This is a genomic window from Streptomyces sp. NPDC002076 (assembly GCF_053593835.1).
Genome location: NZ_JBSFDI010000003.1, coordinates 222,406 through 236,183, shown reverse-complemented (window position 1 = coordinate 236,183; position 13,778 = coordinate 222,406). Strand labels below are relative to the sequence as shown.

Annotated in this window: 13 protein-coding genes and 1 tRNA gene; 9 read left to right on the top strand and 5 right to left on the bottom strand. The window is 73.9% G+C overall.

Annotation, left to right across the window (positions count from 1 at the left end; all coding sequences use genetic code 11):
- Nucleotides 1-101: 101 nt before the first annotated feature.
- Both ACWCQS_RS08330 and ACWCQS_RS08325 read right to left on the bottom strand, forming a co-directional pair.
- Nucleotides 102-1,484 carry a sensor histidine kinase gene (locus tag ACWCQS_RS08330; RefSeq protein ID WP_451003702.1) on the bottom strand — a complete coding sequence of 461 codons (1,383 nt, stop codon included), beginning with the start codon at nt 1,482-1,484 and terminating at the stop codon, nt 102-104.
- Nucleotides 1,481-2,200 (bottom strand): response regulator transcription factor, encoded by a 720-nt coding sequence (locus ACWCQS_RS08325; RefSeq protein ID WP_451003701.1) that lies wholly within the window; start codon nt 2,198-2,200, stop codon nt 1,481-1,483. The genes ACWCQS_RS08330 and ACWCQS_RS08325 overlap by 4 nt, the downstream gene beginning before the upstream one ends.
- Before the next feature lie 99 nt (nt 2,201-2,299).
- Here ACWCQS_RS08325 and ACWCQS_RS08320 point away from each other — a divergent pair, with 99 nt between their 5' ends.
- Nucleotides 2,300-2,806, top strand: coding sequence for a hypothetical protein (locus tag ACWCQS_RS08320; RefSeq protein WP_451003700.1), 507 nt, complete (start codon nt 2,300-2,302; stop codon nt 2,804-2,806).
- A gap of 21 nt (nt 2,807-2,827) precedes the next feature.
- Here ACWCQS_RS08320 and ACWCQS_RS08315 read toward each other — a convergent pair whose 3' ends face one another.
- On the bottom strand, nt 2,828-3,697 hold the full coding sequence (locus tag ACWCQS_RS08315) for a spermidine synthase (protein ID WP_451003699.1): 870 nt from the start codon (nt 3,695-3,697) through the stop codon (nt 2,828-2,830).
- Between the two features lie 75 nt (nt 3,698-3,772).
- On the bottom strand, nt 3,773-4,195 hold the full coding sequence (locus tag ACWCQS_RS08310; RefSeq protein WP_451003698.1) for a hypothetical protein: 423 nt from the start codon (nt 4,193-4,195) through the stop codon (nt 3,773-3,775).
- Between the two features lie 263 nt (nt 4,196-4,458).
- Between ACWCQS_RS08310 and ACWCQS_RS08305 the strand changes: the two genes are divergently transcribed.
- A complete protein-coding gene (locus ACWCQS_RS08305) occupies nt 4,459-5,922 on the top strand; it encodes a hypothetical protein (RefSeq protein WP_451003697.1) in 1,464 nt (487 codons plus the stop codon).
- Between the two features lie 70 nt (nt 5,923-5,992).
- Here ACWCQS_RS08305 and ACWCQS_RS08300 read toward each other — a convergent pair whose 3' ends face one another.
- Nucleotides 5,993-6,589 carry a histidine phosphatase family protein gene (locus ACWCQS_RS08300; RefSeq protein ID WP_451003696.1) on the bottom strand — a complete coding sequence of 199 codons (597 nt, stop codon included), beginning with the start codon at nt 6,587-6,589 and terminating at the stop codon, nt 5,993-5,995.
- Between the two features lie 186 nt (nt 6,590-6,775).
- Here ACWCQS_RS08300 and ACWCQS_RS08295 point away from each other — a divergent pair, with 186 nt between their 5' ends.
- From ACWCQS_RS08295 to ACWCQS_RS08265, 7 genes are all read left to right on the top strand, one after another.
- The gene (locus tag ACWCQS_RS08295; protein WP_451003695.1) at nt 6,776-7,720 is read left to right on the top strand and encodes a phosphatase PAP2 family protein; all 945 of its coding nucleotides are present in this window, start codon (nt 6,776-6,778) and stop codon (nt 7,718-7,720) included.
- Entirely contained in the window at nt 7,617-8,810 is a 1,194-nt protein-coding gene (locus ACWCQS_RS08290; protein WP_451003694.1) for a hypothetical protein, read from the top strand. The genes ACWCQS_RS08295 and ACWCQS_RS08290 overlap by 104 nt, the downstream gene beginning before the upstream one ends.
- Nucleotides 8,801-10,399 carry a hypothetical protein gene (locus ACWCQS_RS08285; RefSeq protein WP_451003693.1) on the top strand — a complete coding sequence of 533 codons (1,599 nt, stop codon included), beginning with the start codon at nt 8,801-8,803 and terminating at the stop codon, nt 10,397-10,399. Before ACWCQS_RS08290 ends, ACWCQS_RS08285 begins: the two co-directional genes overlap by 10 nt.
- The gene (locus ACWCQS_RS08280; protein ID WP_451003692.1) at nt 10,396-11,733 is read left to right on the top strand and encodes an AAA domain-containing protein; all 1,338 of its coding nucleotides are present in this window, start codon (nt 10,396-10,398) and stop codon (nt 11,731-11,733) included. Before ACWCQS_RS08285 ends, ACWCQS_RS08280 begins: the two co-directional genes overlap by 4 nt.
- A 424-nt stretch (nt 11,734-12,157) precedes the next feature.
- The gene (locus tag ACWCQS_RS08275; protein ID WP_388627530.1) at nt 12,158-12,526 is read left to right on the top strand and encodes a hypothetical protein; all 369 of its coding nucleotides are present in this window, start codon (nt 12,158-12,160) and stop codon (nt 12,524-12,526) included.
- A 139-nt stretch (nt 12,527-12,665) separates the two neighbouring features.
- On the top strand, nt 12,666-13,235 hold the full coding sequence (locus ACWCQS_RS08270; protein ID WP_451003691.1) for a bifunctional DNA primase/polymerase: 570 nt from the start codon (nt 12,666-12,668) through the stop codon (nt 13,233-13,235).
- A tRNA-Lys gene (locus ACWCQS_RS08265) sits at nt 13,226-13,299 on the top strand. The genes ACWCQS_RS08270 and ACWCQS_RS08265 overlap by 10 nt, the downstream gene beginning before the upstream one ends.
- Nucleotides 13,300-13,778 lie beyond the last annotated feature (479 nt).

Sequence of the window (13,778 nt, the reverse complement as noted above, 5' to 3'; positions counted from 1 at the left end):
GAGGTGCGGCAGCACGCTAGCGTTCCGGAATCGGGCAAACCGCCCGATCGGGGCGGCCGTTGCAGACCTTAGGGTTCGCTTAAGGAAGGGATCGGGGACGATTAATGGTCGAGACCAGTGGGGACCGGTTTGCCCGCTCGGCGTCTTCGGACACGCCCCCGAGCCACCGGCCGCCGCCCGTCCAGCTGGAACCAGATCCGCACCTCGGTGCCGCCCAGCACCGAGGAGCCGATCCGGACGTCCCCGCCGGTGGACTCGGCGAGCCGGCGCACGATGTCGAGCCCGAGGCCGGTCGAACCGGCGTTCCCGGAACCGCGGCCACGGGCCATCGCCGCCTCGGGGTCCGCGATGCCGGGGCCCGCGTCGGAGATCAGCACGATCACCGCGTCCTCGCCGTTGTGCACGTCGACCGCGAAGGCGGTGCCCTCGGCGGTGTGCCGGAACACATTGCCGAGCAGCGCGTCGAGCGCGGCGGCCAGGTCGGCGCGGGCCACGGGTATGCGCACCGGCCGCTCGACCCCGGCCACCCGCCACTTGCGGCCCTCGTCCTCGGCGAGCGCGGACCAGAACTCCATGCGCTCACGCACCACTTCGGCCGCGTCGCACCCGGCGCCGGGGCCGAGGGCGGCCGTCTGCGGCTTGGCCTCCCGGGCCGTACGGATGATGGTGTCGACCTCGCGCTCCAGCTGGGCGACCGCGGCCCGGGTCTGCTCGGCGGCCGGTCCGCCGCCCAGGGAGGCCGCGTTGAGCCGCAGCACGGTCAGCGGTGTGCGCAGCCGGTGCGAGAGGTCGGCGGCCAGCTCTCTTTCGTTCGCGAGGAGTTGGACGACCTGGTCGGCCATGGCGTTGAACGCCACGGCCGCGAGCCGCAGTTCGGTCGGACCGTCCTCCGGCACCCGGGCGCCCAGCTTGCCCTCGCCCAGATCGTGCGCGCCCCGCACCAGCCGCTGGGCGGGCCGCACCATGCGCACCCCGAGCCGGTCGGCGACCGCGACCGAGCCGACGATCAGCGCGAGGCCGACGGCCGCGAGCACCGCCCAGGCCGTGCCGACGCCGTTGGTCATCTCGGACTCGGGGACGTACACCTCGACGACCGCGATGTCACCGGAGCCCAGCGCGACCGGCTGGAGCAGTGTGGAGCCGCCGGCCACGGAGGTGGTGGAGGCCCGGCCCAGTTTCCGTACGGCCTGGATGTCACGGTCGGCGGCGCGCTGCCGGCCGAGGTCCAGCACGGACCGGCCGCCGTCGGCGGGCAGGTGCACGGCCATCCCGGAGTCGGCGCCGGCCGAGGCCACGACGCGCTCCAGCTTGTCCCGGTCGGTGGTGATGGACAGCGCCGGCGCGACCGCGGCGGCCTCCCGCTCGGCGTTGGAGAACGCCCGGTCGCGGGCCATCTCCTTGACGACCAGGCCGAGCGGGACCGCGAAGGCGACCACGACCATGGTGGTGACCGCCAGGCAGACCTTGACCAGGGCCCATCTCATCGCACCGGCTCCCCCTCCGCGGCCGGTTCCGTGGGCGGTTCGAGCTTCACGCCGACACCCCGGAGCGTGTGCAGATAGCGGGGCCGGGCGGCCGTCTCCCCCAGTTTCCGGCGCAACCAGGACAGATGGACGTCGATGGTCTGGTCGTCACCGTAGGACTGCTGCCAGACCTCGGCGAGGAGTTCCCTGCGCGGGACGACCACCCCCGGTCGGCCGGCGAGGAAGGCGAGCAGGTCGAACTCGCGGCGGGTGAGGTCGAGGCGGACCCTGTCCAACTCGGCCTGACGGCGCAGCGGGTCGACCGTGAGACCGCCCACGCGCAGGACGCTGGACGGCGGGGTCTCGCCGCCCGCCGAGCGGGCCCGGCGCAGCACGGCCGCGATCCGCGCGGAGAGGTGCTCGACGGAGAACGGCTTGGTCAGGTAGTCGTCCGCACCGGCGTTGAGCAGCCGGACGATCTCCGTCTCGTCGTCCCGGGCGGTGGCGATGATCACCGGGACGTCCGTGATGCCGCGCAGCATCTTCAGCGCCTCGGAGCCGTCCAGGTCCGGCAGTCCGAGGTCCAGGATGACCAGGTCGAAACGGAAATGGGCGACCTCGCGCAGCGCCTCAAGTGCCGTACCGACGCTGCGCACGGTGTGTGCGGCGTCGGTCAGATGCCGGATGAGCGCCGAGCGTACGAACTGGTCGTCCTCGACCACGAGCACACTTGCCATGCGCCGCACCGTACGCCATGCGGCCCACCCCGGACCGGCGCCTGTGGATAACTCGGAGCGTGTGCGCACGGCGGTCCCCCTGGGGCAGTATGGCCCGCGATGCGCAGAGGACTCGTACACGTACTGGCGTGGCTGCTCTCGACCGGAGCGGCGGTCACGCTGTCGTGGTGGGGTGTGCACACGGTGATGGCCGGGACGGCGTACGACCCGCCGCGCGCCCTGCCGGTCACGGCCGCCGACGCGACGACCCAGGGCGCGAAGGCCCTTCCCTCGCCGGCACGCCGGCCGGTCCCGTCGCACCGGCCGTCGGCCGGCCAGGCGCCGCCGACTCCGGCCGCCACGCGGTCCCCGAGCCCTTCTCCCTCCCCCAGCGCGTCCGCGTCCGGCCAGGTCAAGTCGTACGACACCGACGGCGGCCGGGCCGTGTTCGACCTGGGCCCGTCCAGTGCCACGCTCGTCTCGGCGACGCCGGGGACCGGCTGGTCGATGCAGGTGTGGAAGACGGAGACCTGGATCCGGGTGGAGTTCAGCCGGGGCACGGACCGGGTGTCGGTGATGTGCACCTGGCACGACGGGCCGCCGCATGTGGACATCGGCACCTACTGAACCGGTTGCGGACCGCTGAGCTCACCGGAACACCGAGGGCGGTGGGGCCGGCGAGGCCACGGCCGCCGCGTCCGTCACCGGGACCGCGCCGCCCGTGAAGTCCCTGAGGGGCTTGCCGTGTTCGACCCGGCCCGGATGCGGGTCGGAGGCGGCACGGCGGGTGAGTTCGGCGACCGGGAGCGGGGCGTCGGAGGCGACCAGGACGGCGTTGCCGAAGCGCTTGCCGCGCAGCACGGCCGGGTCGGCGATCAGCGCGAGCTCGGTGAACCGGGCGGCGGCGGTGGCGATCTGGCCGCGCAGATGGGCGAGCGGCGGGCCGTCGGCGAGATTGGCGGCGTAGACCCCGGACGGCTTCAGGGCCCGGCGGACCTCGTCCAGGAACTCGGTGGAGGTGAGGTGGGCCGGGGTGCGGGCGCCGCTGAAGACATCCGCGATGATCAGGTCCGCCCAGCCGTCCGGCACCTTGGCGAGGCCCGCGCGGGCGTCCGCCGACCTGACCCGGATCCGGGCGTTCGGGTCCAACGGCAGCTCCCGGCGGACCAGTTGGACCAGACTCGCGTCCCGCTCGACGACCTGCTGGGTGGACCGGGGCCGGTTGGCGGCGGCGTACCGGGCGAGGGTGAACGCGCCGCCGCCGAGGTGCACGACGTGCACGGGCCTGCCGGGTGGGGCGACGAGGTCGATGACATGGCCGAGCCGGCGCTGGTACTCGAAGGAGAGGTACCCGGGGTCGTCCAGGTCGACGTGGGACTGGGGCGCGCCGTCGATCAGCAGCGTCCAGGCGCGGCCCCGGTCGGGGTCGGGCACGAGCTGTGCGAGCCCGCCGTCGACCGCCTCCACGACGGCTTCCTCGGCCGCCGATCTGCGCCGTGTGTTCCTGGACCTGCCCATCCGACCATCTTCGCAGCCCGTCGGGGCGCTCGCCGCATCGGCGGCGGTCGGCTCGGGCGGCGGGCCCGGGCCGCTTCACTGGCAGCCGTCGGCCGCCTCGATCATCCGGGCCGCCTCCCCGAGGGCCCGGCGCAGCACCACCGGGTCGGTGGCGAGATCGGCCTCGCCGGGCGGCAGCAGCCAGTCGGAGCCCGCCACCGGCGGCTCGGGGTTCAGCCTGAGTCCGCGGCCGTCGGTCTCCGTGCAGATGCTGCCCGGCACGTCCCAGCCGGCCGCCGTGCCCGCCGGGACCAGGAAGCCGAGGGTCGCGCAGCCGCCGTCGTGCAGCACGGGCCCCATCGCCTCACCGGCGCCCCGCCGCAGGATGTCGACCGCCTCCAGGCCCTGCCGGGCCGGTACGGTCACGAGGTCGCAGGCCGCCGCGTCCGGGTCGTCTCCCTCGCCCGACGACGGCGACGTACAAGGTTCGTTGCTCTGGCTGGACTCCCTGGTCTCCATGCCGGCCTCCACACAGCCCTGTCGCGGTCCATGGAGCCCAACGCTCGAGGGCGTCAACGGCTACGGCACAAGTGCGCCGCAAAGGATGGCACTTCATGGCAGATCGTGGATGAGATATCCGGTTTGTAGCTAAACACAGCGTGGCGGGTCCTTCACAGCAGGTACGTTCATGCCCGCCGGAACCAGGGCGTCACTCGGACAACTCGTCCCGAATCCGCCCCGGCACCGGCATGGTTCGACGGTTCGCACGAGAGGACCCGGCCATGGCGTCGTCAACCGAGACCTCGTCACAGCCCGAACGGCCACCCCGGCCGAACCTCGCCTTCCGGCGACTGCGCGGCAGGCGTTCACCGGCCGAGTTCGCGGCGCTCGTACGACGCGCCGCGCGCGAGATCGGTGAGCGGGTGAGCTGTGACGCGCGTTACGTCGGCAGGGTGGAGGCGGGCGAGATCCGCTGCCCCAACTACGCCTACGAACGGGTGTTCCTGCACATGTTCCCCGGCCGTACCCTCACCGACCTCGGCTTCGCGCCCCGTTCGGCCGTCCGCGGCCGTGCGGCGCGTACGGCGGTGGAGGTGCCCGGGGAACCCGTGGGCGCGCAGGCGCCCGGTGAGTCACGGGGGGCTTTCGAACCGTATGACACGCAGGATCCGTGCGGCGCGCCAGAACCGTACGCGAAAGACCATCTGAACCACGAGGAGAGCGACGTGCTGCGTCGCGCATTCATGACCGGCGGCGGCGCCACGGTGGCCGCCGCCACACTGGGCCCGCTGGGGCTCACCACGGACGCCGCGGCCGCGGTCCGGACCGCTCGCCGGCCCGGGACCCCGGAGGCGCTCGCCCTGGAGGAGGCGGTCCGCCGGATCCGGCTGCTCGACGACCGGCACGGCGCGGACGGCCTGTACCGGCGCGCGGCGGCTCCGTTGCGCGCGGCGTACGCGCTGCTCGACGCGGGCGCGACCCGGCAGACCACCGCGGAACGGCTCCACTCGGGCGCCGGTGAACTCGCCATCTCCGTGGGCTGGCTGGCGCACGACTCCGGCCGCTTCGACGACGCGCGCTCGCACTACGCGGAGGCGCTGGCCACGGCCCGGATGACCGGGGACCCGGCGCTGGAGGCGCACGCCTTCTGCAACACCGCGTTCCTGGCGCGGGACGCCGGCCGCCCCCGGGAGGCGGTCCGCGCCGCGCAGGCCGCCCAGCGCGCGGCCGCACCGCTGGGTTCGGCGCGCCTGATGTCCCTGCTCGCACTGCGGGAAGCCGGCGGCTGGGCGGGGCTCGCCGACCGCACCGGCTGTGAACAGGCGCTCGTCCGGGCCCAGACCCTCTTCGCGCGGGGCCGCTCGGAGGCCGACCCCGAGTGGATGAGCTTCTACGGAGAGGCCGAGCTGGAGGGGCTGGAGGCGCAGTGCTGGTCCATGCTGGGCGACTGGCGGCGGGCGGCCCGGCACGCGCGCCGGGCGGCGCATCTGCAGGATCCGCACTTCACGCGCAACATCGCGCTGTACACCGCGGAACTGGCCGACGATCTCGCGCGTGAGGGGCGGCCGGACGAGGCGGCCGCCGCGGGCTTGCAGGCGCTGGCTCTGCTGGACGAGGTCCAGTCCTCGCGTATTCAGAGCATGCTGGCGGGAACGGCGAGGGTGCTGCTGCCGCACCGGCGGGCGTCGGGGGTCTCCGAGTTCCTTGACCGGCACGCCGCTGTGCCGAGGACGGGGAGGGCCTGACCGTAGTCGCCGGTCTGCGGGTGAGTCGTGCTTGCTCGCGCAGTCCCCCGCGCCCCTTCGGGGCGCTCCCTCATCCCGCCAAGTGCCCCAAGTCGTTCCAGCTCTCGATCGCCGGCTCCCCGTACGCCCAGCCCAGCACCGACAGCGAGGTCGGGTTCAGGCGTATCCGCGCGGCGAAGTCCAGCGGGAGGCCCAGCCAGCGCGCGCCTATGGAGCGCAGGATGTGGCCGTGGGCGAAGACCAGGACATCGCGGTCGGCCGAGCGGGCCCAGGACACCACCTCGTCCGCGCGTGCGGTGACGTCGGCGAGGGTCTCGCCCCCATGGACCCCGTCCCGCCAGATCAGCCAGCCCGGCCGCACGGCCTGGATCTGGTCCGGCGTCATGCCCTCGTAGGCGCCGTAGTCCCACTCCATGAGCGTGTCCCAGGTGGCGGCCCGGTCGCCGAAACCGGCGAGTTCGCACGTCTCACGTGCGCGTGCCAGCGGACTGGTGCGCACCTCCACCCCGGGCAGTCCGTCCAGCGGGGCCCGGTGCAGTCGCTCGCCGAGCAGCTTGGCTCCCCGCCGGCCCTCCTCCAGCAGCGGTACGTCGGTCCTGCCGGTGTGCTTGCCGGACAGTGACCATTCCGTCTGTCCGTGCCGGGCCAGCAGGATGCGCGGTGCCATGAGAGACCTTTCCGGAAGCGAAGCGGACCCTCTCATCATCGCTCACCCCCGGCCGGGGCAACCCGGGGGGCGATCTCGGCGTCTTTGTGGGCCGGAGCGCCCTCATGGGCGGGGAAACGGACACCGTAAAGTGACACGGTCGCCCTCCGGGGCGCACCGCACAGCGACAAGGGGGAGGGCGATCGGATGCCGCAGACCGAGACACCGGGCACCGAGGGGGCCCCGCGTACCCGGCTGCGCTGGTGGACCGAGCTGCCCCTGATCCTCCTCGTCTACGGCTGCTACTCCGCCGGCCGCCTGCTCGCCCGCGGTGACGTCTCCTCCGCCGTCGACCACGGCCTGGCGATCCTGCGCATCGAGAAGGCCCTGAGCCTCAACGCCGAGCACCCGCTCAACCGGCTGTTCACCCGCGAACCCTGGCTCGGGATACCGGCCGACTTCTGGTACGCCTCGCTGCACTACCTGGTCACGCCCGCCATCCTCGTCTGGCTGTTCCGGACCCGCGCCGAGCACTACCGGCAGGCCCGCACCTGGCTGATGGCGTCCACGTTCATCGGCCTGATCGGCTTCACCCTGCTGCCGACCTGCCCGCCCCGGCTGCTCTCCGCGGACCACGGCTTCGTGGACACCATGGCCCACTACAGCTCGTACGGCTGGTGGGGCGGCGAGGCGAGCGCGCCGCGCGGCATGGGCGGGATGACCAACCAGTACGCGGCCATGCCGAGTCTGCACGTCGGCTGGGCGCTGTGGTGCGGGGTGATGCTGTGGCGGCACGGCGGCACGCGCGTGGCGAAGATCCTCGGCGTCCTCTATCCGCTGGGCACCGCCCTCGTGGTCATGGGCACCGCCAACCACTACTTCCTCGACGCGGTCGCGGGCGTCGCCGTGATGGGTGTCGGCCTGCTGCTCGCGCCGCGCGTGACATGGGCCGTGGACCTGGTCCGGGCCCGGCTGTTCCCGCGCCGCACACCGGTCACGGACGGCACGGGTTCCCCGATTGTCAGTGCCGGATGCCAGACTTCCGCGGGTGAGCGAATTCCACGGCAGCGCGAGTCGCAGCTCGACGCCGGGGCCGAACCGGACGCCTCCCCCAGCGACGCGGGAGAAGGGGCTCCGGCACCGGCTCGCTGAGCTGCGCGGTCCCGACGTACCGGCCAAGACCCTGGACGCGCGCGCCCTCGCAGCGCTCGCCGCGAACCCCGGGTGCGAGCGGCGGGCGATCCTGGACGGCGCCGGGGTGGACAAGGCGCGGCTGGCGAGCGCGCTGGGCGCGCCGTCCGGGTTCGGGCAGTCGCAGTTCGCGCTGACCCGTGGGAACGCGTTCGAGGCGAAGGTGAAGGCCGACGGCGGCGCGGAGTTGCTGCGACTGGCGCACGCCCGCCTGGATCCGGGCGCCGAACCGCCCGAGGGTGCCGCCGTACCCGACCTGACCGCGCACGGCCCCGAGGGGCGTGCTGCCCGGACGGCGCTGGCGCTGCGCGAGGCCACGCAGGCGGGCGGCTGGACCCTGCTGGACCATCCGATGCTCGCGCTGGACGTGGCGGGCTCACTCGCCTTCCTGGAGCCGGACGCGGTGGTGGTGCACCCGGACGGCAGCTGGTCGGTGGTGGAGATCAAGTCGTTCCCGATGCTGGACGGTTCGGCGGACCCGGCGAAGGTCGGCGCGGCGGCCCGGCAGGCGGCGGTGTACGTGCTGGCCCTGGAGAACGTCGCGGCGCGGCTCGATCCCGCCCCGGTCGTACGGCACCGGATCCTGCTGGTGTGCCCGAAGGACTTCTCCAACCTGCCCGCCGCGTCCGCGGTCGACGTCCGCAAGCAGCGCGCGGTCACCGCCCGTCAGCTGGCCCGGCTCACCCGGATCGAGGAGATCGCCGAGACCCTGCCCGAGGGCACGTGCTTCGCGCCCGACCGCAGCGCCGAGGAGCTGACGGCGGCCGTGGCGGCGGTCCCGGCGACGTACGCGCCCGAGTGCCTGTCCGCGTGCGAACTGGCCTTCCACTGCCGGGAACGCTCCCGCGAGGAGGGTGCCGTCACCCGCCTGGGCCGGCCGCTGCGCGCGGAACTGGGCGGTCTGACCACGGTCGAGGACGTCCTCGCGGCGGCCCGCGGCGAGAGCGGCGACCCGGCCGACCCGGCGGTTGTGGCCCTGCGCCGGGCGGCGGCCCTGCGCACGGAGGCCCTGGCGGACGCGCCGCGCCAGGAGGTCGCCCCGTGTCCCTGATCGCCACCCTCGCCCGGCTGGAGGCCGTCAGCAGTGGCCGGGCCCAGCCCGCCGCGACCGTCCGGCACCGCCATCTGTCGACATGCCCGCTGGTGTTCGTGCCGCTCACCACCGCCGGTGAGGCGGGCGCCCCGCTCGGCGCGCTGGTCGGCACCGACCGGGACGCGCCGCGCCTGCTGGTCGTGCCGCAGCCCCGCGACCGCGATCTGCGCTTCTCCTTCCTCGCCGACCTGGCCGATGTCGTCCTGCCGTACATCGACTCCTACGCCGAGTCGGTGGAGGCGGCCGAGCGCACCGAGACCGACCCGGAGACCGGCAAGCGGGTCAAGGTCGAGGTGGAACTGTGCGCGGACGCTCCCCAGCTGATCGTGCCGAGCCGCGCGGGCCTGGACTTCGTACGGCTGCTGGGCCGCTCGATGCGGTTCCGCCGGACCGCCGAGCAGGACCCGGACGCCCCCTACCCGGCGCCGCCCCGGGTGCCGCTGCTCGGCCGGTGGCTCACCCACTACGGCGAGCGGTCCCGCGTCCCCGGCTCCTCGCTCCTGCTCGCCCTGACCGACGTGCTGTCCCGGCACTGGGCGACCGGCCAGTCCAGTCTGGAGGACCAGCACCTGGGCGCACTGCTCGCCTGGATCGATCCTCCGGAGGGCACTTCCGGCGCCGAGGCCGCGCGCCGGGCCGAGCTCGCCCGCGACTCCGCCGGCCAGTTGCTGTGCCCGCCGGCCGGACCCGCCACCGACCCGGCGTTCGACAACAAGCTGCTGGCCCCGGCGATCGAGCGCTACGACCGCGCGCGCACCGCGCTCGCCGCCGCCGAGGACGCCCTGGCCGCCGACGACCGGCTGGCCGCGCTCACGGCGGCCGAGCGGGAGATCCGCGACCTGGTGGCAAGCCGCACCCGGCCCACCTGGGACGCGGTGTGGCGGGGTCTGGACCTGCTGCGGGCACTGCCGGAGGGCGCTCATGTGGCGGAGCGCTGGACCCGCGACCGCTGGTCCTTCACCGGGCACCGCGACCGGGTACTGGCGGGCGAGCCCCCGCAGCCGCGCCGGGACGACGCGGTGACGGCGGCGAACAAGCTGGCCACGCGCGAGCGCGAGCAGGCGCGGCTGGAGGCGCAGGAGGCGCTGGACGACCCGCTGGTGATGGCGGGCCGGCGGCTGGCCGGGGAGGCGTTCGCGGGCGAGGTGACCGATGTCGTCATGGCGTACAGCGAGGGCAAGCGGCCGAGCCCGCGCCCGCTGGTGACGGTCCGCACCGACGACCGGCCGCATCTCGCCGAGCGGGCGAGGGTGTACCGCTCGCTGGGCGGCAAGCCGCAGTCGTTGGAGTTCGCCGGGTACGAGGGCTCCTCGGACGGGGGTGTGCTGGTCCTCCGCGTCCTGGACAAGATGGGGCGCGGCAGGGAGCCGGAGCCCGGTTCGGTGCCGGAGAAGGGCGACCGGATCTGCTTCACCCTGTTCGAGCACGAGCAGCGCGGCGGCGCGAAGCTGCCCGACCCGGAGGAGACCCCGTGGACCCACGGCGGCCCGCCGGGTGAGGCCCTCCAGGAGGCCGCCGATCCGATCACCGAGGAGGACGTGCTGTGACGACGGTCGACTTCGACCCCGGAGCCGCTGCCGCCCGCGCCACCGACGCGATCCTCCACGACACCCTGCACGGCACCGAGCGCGGTGTGGTCGTGGACTCCCCGCCGGGTGCCGGGAAGTCGACGCTCGTGGTCCGCGCGGCCCTCGAACTGGCCGGGGCGGGCCGCCCGCTGATGGTGGTGGCGCAGACGAACGCCCAGGTGGACGATCTCGTGCTGCGGCTCGCCGAGAAGAACCCGGACCTGCCGGTCGGCCGCCTGCACAGCAGCGACAGCGACCCCTACGACAAGGCGCTGGACGAGCTGCCGCAGATCCGCACGTCGGCGAAGGCGGCCGATCTGAACGGCCTGCCGGTGGTCCTGTCCACGGCCGCGAAGTGGGCGCACGTCAAGGTGGACGAACCCTGGCGGCACGCGATCGTCGACGAGGCGTACCAGATGCGCTCCGACTCCCTGCTGGCCGTGGCGGGCCTGTTCGAGCGGGCGCTGTTCGTCGGCGACCCCGGGCAGCTGGACCCGTTCGCGATCGTCGGCAGCGAGCAGTGGGCGGGCCTGTCGTACGACCCCTCGGCCTCCGCGGTGACCACCCTGCTGGCCCACAACCCCGGCCTGCCCCAGCACCGCCTCCCGGTCTCCTGGCGGCTGCCCGCCTCGGCGGCGCCCCTGGTCTCCGACGCGTTCTACCCGTACACGCCCTTCCGCAGCGGCACGGACCACGGCGACCGCCGCCTGACCTTCGCCGTCCCCTCCGACGGCTCCGGCCCGGACCAGGTGATCGACGAGGCGGCGGAGTCCGGCTGGGGCCTGCTGGAACTGCCCGCCCGGCACACCCCGCGCACGGACCCGGAGGCGGTGCGGGCGGTGGCCGCGGTCGTGCGCCGCCTGCTGGACCGAGGCGGCGCGGCGGTCTCCGAGCGCTCGGACGATCCCGCTCCCCTCACCGCGGACCGCATCGCCGTCGGCACGGCCCATCGCGACCAGGCGGCGGCGGTCCGTGCGGCGCTCGCCGAGCTGGGCGTGGCGGACGTCACGGTGGACACCGCGAACCGTCTCCAGGGCCGGGAGTACGACGTCACGGTCGTCCTGCACCCGCTCTCCGGCCGCCCCGACGCCACCGCCTTCCACCTGGAGACCGGCCGCCTGTGCGTCCTGGCCTCCCGGCACCGCCACGCCTGCATCGTGGTCTGCCGCGCGGGCGTCGGCGACCTCCTGGACGACTACCCGTCCACGGAACCGGTCCAGCTGGGCACGCTGGTGAAGTTCCCGGACGGCTGGGAGGCGAATCACGCGGTGCTGGCGCATCTGGCGGAACACCGGGTGGGCTGGCGGACGTGAGCGGATCCCGGCGCCGGACGCGCACCCTCCGCCGGACGGAGTCCGGCACGCCGCCGGAGGCGGCCGATGAACACAGCCCGGACGGCTGGGAGGCGAATCACGCCGTGCCGGCGCATCTGGCGGAACACCGGGTGAGTTGGCGGACGTGAGCGGATCCCGGCGCCGGACGCGCACCCTCCGCCGGACGGAGTCCGGCACGCCGCCGGAGGCGGCCGATGAACGCAGCCCGGACGGCTGGGAGGCGAATCACGCCGTGCCGGCGCATCTGGCGGAACACCGGGTGAGTTGGCGGACGTGAGCGGATCATCGGGTTGCGGTCCCCCGCGAGAACCGGCCACGACGGCCTCTTGCGGGAGCGCGGGACAATGGACGGTGGCCCACCTGAAGGCGGCGCCCAGCGAACCGTACGAGGAGGAGACAGGACATGGCGGAGCCCACGCCGCGTCGTAACGAACCGCGGCTACGCCCCGCGCCTCTGATCTTCGAGCCCGCGGAGGCGGCCGGCGATCCCGAGCACTTCTTCGACCTGGAGTCGATCGAGGATCCGCGGTCGCTGCTGGCCCGGGCCACGGAGCTGACCCAGGCGTTCCGCGCGGCCGCCGACCGGGCCGTGGAGTTCCAGGCCATCGCGGCGGCCCAGCTCGCCGACCCGCGCCGGTTCGACCGGCTGACCCCGGCGGACATCGCCGAGCGCGCGGAATGGACCGAGGACTACGCGAAGAAGATGGTCGAGTACGGCCGGGACCTGATGCGCGGGAACGCCGAGGGACGGACCTACCCCGATCCCGTGTGATCCCGGGACCTGAGCAAGCCCGCCAGTAGGCCCGCCTGGCATATGCCAGGCGGGCAAGATACTCCTCCCCCACCGTCTCTGTCCCGGTTTTCGGCAACTCAGAAGAACTGCCCGCTCACGCCCGGTACATCTGGGTGGCATGAGCAGCGCACCGAACGTCACCCGAGTCACCTCCGACGGCGTCGCCTGGCTCGCCTCGGCCGGCACCTATCCGCGGAGCATGCTGGCCCTCTGGGACGAGCGCCCGGACGCCCCGGTCGTCCTGCCCTGCGGCACCGTCTTCGACGTGGTGAGCGCACCGGCGATCTTCGGTCGCCGGATGCTGGACCGGTTGTGGGACGACGGCCCCGGCTCGGGCCCGGTCGCGGTGTTCCGGGGCCGTGTGCTGCTGTTCGCCGCGCCGGGTACGGCCCAGCGGCTGCCCTCGCTGCTGGCGTGGGAGGAGTGGGGCTCGAACCGTACGGAGGCGGTGCCGCCGCTGCTGTGTCACGGCACGGGCGACGCCGTGACCGTCCCGGCGCCGGCCGGCTCCGACGCCCCCGGCGACTCCCGCTGGCTGGTCGCCCCGGACACGCGTCATCCCTGGTTGCCGGGGCCGGAGGTGGTCCTCTGGGCGGCCGTGCGGGCAGCCCGCGCGGCAGTGCGGATATCGATTTTTCCTCCCGCCGACCAGGATGCTAAGGTCTACGACGTCAGCAGGCGCCGCTAGCTCAGTTGGTTAGAGCAGCTGACTCTTAATCAGCGGGTCCGGGGTTCGAGTCCCTGGCGGCGCACGATGGCGATGGCGAGGCATGTCCGCGGAAGGTGCGGACCTGGCTCGCCATCTCTGTTATTGCGCGGCTTCGCCGCGCGTTGTGGGGGCTTCGCCACCCACACCCCCCTCAGGTGGGTCCAGTGAGCGTGGGTCGGGAGCGCATTGGCCCAGTGGGCGTGGACCCGGAGCGCATCGGCCCAGTGATCGTGGAGCTGGAGCGCATCGATCCAGTGGGCGCAGGCCGGAATCGCACCGGCCCAGAGACCGTAGACCCGGAGCGCATCGGCTCAGTGACCGGGCCCGGAGCCCATCGGCCCATGACCGGGGGCCCGGAGCCCATCGATCCAGTGGTCGCAGGCCGAAGCCCATCGGTCCAGTGGCCGTGGCCCCGAAGCCCACCGTCCAATCGCCGCAGGCCGAAGCCCATCGGCCCAGAGACCGTAGACCCGAAGCGCGTCGGCCCAGGACCGGGGCCTGGAGCGCGTCGCCCCAAAGACC

Bases quoted from the DNA above. Each gene is read 5' to 3' on its own strand.
- ACWCQS_RS08295 (WP_451003695.1), top strand. From the start codon at position 6,776: ATGCCGCAGACCGAGACACCGGGCACCGAGGGGGCCCCGCGTACCCGG.
- ACWCQS_RS08275 (WP_388627530.1), top strand. From the start codon at position 12,158: ATGGCGGAGCCCACGCCGCGTCGTAACGAACCGCGGCTACGCCCCGCG.
- ACWCQS_RS08320 (WP_451003700.1), top strand. From the start codon at position 2,300: ATGCGCAGAGGACTCGTACACGTACTGGCGTGGCTGCTCTCGACCGGA.
- ACWCQS_RS08305 (WP_451003697.1), top strand. From the start codon at position 4,459: ATGGCGTCGTCAACCGAGACCTCGTCACAGCCCGAACGGCCACCCCGG.
- ACWCQS_RS08300 (WP_451003696.1), bottom strand. From the start codon at position 6,589: ATGGCACCGCGCATCCTGCTGGCCCGGCACGGACAGACGGAATGGTCA.
- ACWCQS_RS08310 (WP_451003698.1), bottom strand. From the start codon at position 4,195: ATGGAGACCAGGGAGTCCAGCCAGAGCAACGAACCTTGTACGTCGCCG.
- ACWCQS_RS08330 (WP_451003702.1), bottom strand. From the start codon at position 1,484: ATGAGATGGGCCCTGGTCAAGGTCTGCCTGGCGGTCACCACCATGGTC.
- ACWCQS_RS08270 (WP_451003691.1), top strand. From the start codon at position 12,666: ATGAGCAGCGCACCGAACGTCACCCGAGTCACCTCCGACGGCGTCGCC.
- ACWCQS_RS08325 (WP_451003701.1), bottom strand. From the start codon at position 2,200: ATGGCAAGTGTGCTCGTGGTCGAGGACGACCAGTTCGTACGCTCGGCG.
- ACWCQS_RS08315 (WP_451003699.1), bottom strand. From the start codon at position 3,697: ATGGGCAGGTCCAGGAACACACGGCGCAGATCGGCGGCCGAGGAAGCC.